Genomic DNA, 1,603 nt, shown 5'->3' with positions numbered 1-1,603 from the left:
TCAGAACGTAGACAAACCCCATTTCAACTTTGTTGAAAATGGGGTTTGTCTTGTTTTAAAGTCTTTTATCTGAAAAAACATGCCTGGATTACACTGGACATGGTCCTCGCCATGTCCAGTTTGCCAGCTTTTTAAGATTCATGGCAGCGAAAGTAAGCATCGCGTGCGCTGAAACTTTTTTAAGCCCTCTGAGCTTCGTCCAACGCATACCATGCATCTCTTTTGCATCTGCGAATCCACGTTCAATGGTTTCTTTTCGCTGTGCATATATTCTTTTATTCTCATCGGTATGTCTGAGGTGATCGGCTTCCTCCACATAATCCTCCCAAATATGACGGTGGATGAACTTTACGTGCTGTTGGCTTTGCGTACATTGTGAAAGCAAGGGGCACTGTTTGCACGTTAAAGGATTGGAAGCGTATTGACGATAGCCCTCGCGGGTCGTCGTCCTGTAAGGTAATATCTCACCTTGGGGGCATATGTATTGATCATAATGTTCATCATAGACATACTCGTATTTCTTCATGTATCCATCTTTGGTTCTTGGTCTTGTGTAAGGCATCACAGGACGAATTTCCTGGTCCATCAAAAACTTGGCGATCGCTGGTGTTTTATATCCTGCATCTACGGCTAAGGCGGTTGGTTTTCCTACGTTTTCAATCAACTGATTTACAAGTGGCTCAAGCATTCTACTGTCATGTACATTGGCTCCGGTGACAAGGGTCCCAAGGATAAAACCTTTAGAATCACTGGCCGTGTGATAAGAATAAGCAAACATCTTCTCCCGTTCATCCTTTACATAGTAGCCACTTTCAGGATCCGTCTTACTCACTTTAATCTCTTTCGTCTCTTCTTTTGTTTGAGGGGTTAGTGCTTTTTTCCGTGTGCCTCACGGTCGATATTAATTTCTTCTTCCAGTTTGTTTTGGTAGCTGCGCGTTTCTACACGAACGGTTTTCTTATCGAACTTCTTCTTATTGGCGTTGGCTTTCACATGCGTTGAATCGATGAACGCAACAGTGGGATCGACTAGACCATAGTTCGTAGCTTCACGAAGAATGCGATAGAAAATCTGTTCAAAAAGATCACTATCATGGAAACGACGTGCGTAGTTCTTACCGAACGTTGAAAAATGAGGTATCTTCTCGCTAAAGTCATAACCTAAAAACCAACGGTAAGCGACATTTGTTTCAATCTCTTTTATCGTCTGGCGCATGGAACGGATACCAAATAAATATTGAAGAAGCACCATTTTGACTAGCACAACAGGATCCACGCTTGGTCTTCCATTATCCAAGGAATATGTATGTTTTACGGCATCATAAATAAAGTTGAAATCCATGACTTGATCAATTTTTCGTACCAAATGATCCTGCGGTACAAGCTCGTCAAGAGCTGCTAGAGTTACTTGGTGACGTCCTTCAGTAGAATGCTTAGATAACATGTGTATTTCTCCCCTCAAACATGATCTCATTTTATTCTACAATAAAAAAAGCTTGTAGACATGGTACTTTGTCTACAAGCTGAAGCATGTTCTCTATTTTAGAGAGCATGCTTTTTTTTTGCGAAAACTTTCTTCCTTGTACAGTTCCATTTTCAAAGTT

Annotated in this window: 1 pseudogene; it reads right to left on the bottom strand. The window is 41.3% G+C overall.

Features of this window, described 5'->3' with window-relative positions:
- Nucleotides 1–88 precede the first annotated feature (88 nt).
- A pseudogene (locus P4V41_RS21070) lies at nt 89–1,443 on the bottom strand (IS1182 family transposase).
- Between the last annotated feature and the right edge of the window lie 160 nt (nt 1,444–1,603).

Origin of the sequence: Fictibacillus nanhaiensis (assembly GCF_036213205.1) — a bacterium.
Classification (GTDB): domain Bacteria; phylum Bacillota; class Bacilli; order Bacillales; family Fictibacillaceae; genus Fictibacillus; species Fictibacillus nanhaiensis_E.
The sequence above is the reverse complement of the archived record's forward strand: the minus strand, read 5'-3'. Positions and strand labels throughout refer to the sequence as shown.